The 429-nt window shown below is 55.0% G+C and carries 1 pseudogene; it reads right to left on the bottom strand.

Annotated features, from left to right (window positions below):
• Positions 1–429, bottom strand: a pseudogene (locus ACTHUM_RS20105) (alanine--tRNA ligase); the annotation flags it as partial.

Here is a 429-nt window from a genome sequence, read left to right as displayed (position 1 = left end):
GTACGATGGCTTGTTCTGATTTGCCGGTCAAATCGGTCACGATTTCGCGCAGGGCTGCGGCATCGGCTTCGATTTGGGCGGCAACGAGTTTGGCTGAACCCAGGTCTTTTGCATCATCCAAGAGTTTGGCGCCTGCGTGGACGGCGAGTTCGGCTTTGGCGCGTGCCAATTCTTTTTCCAAGGCTTTGGCGTGTGCTGCGCCTGCTTGGATTTTCGCCAGTACGTCTTTTTCGGTTTGGGCTTTGGTTTCGGCAATAATGTCTTTAACCAAACGCTCTTGCTCTTGCGCCCATTTGAGTGCGTTCAGGCCGGTGATGGCTTCGATACGGCGCACGCCTGCGGCAATACCGCCTTCGCTGATGATTTTGAAGAGGCCGATGTCGCCGGTGTGTGAAACGTGTGTACCGCCGCACAATTCGGTAGAGAAAC

This window comes from Neisseria sp. P0021.S006, assembly GCF_051956895.1.
The sequence above is the reverse complement of the archived record's forward strand: the minus strand, read 5'-3'. Positions and strand labels throughout refer to the sequence as shown.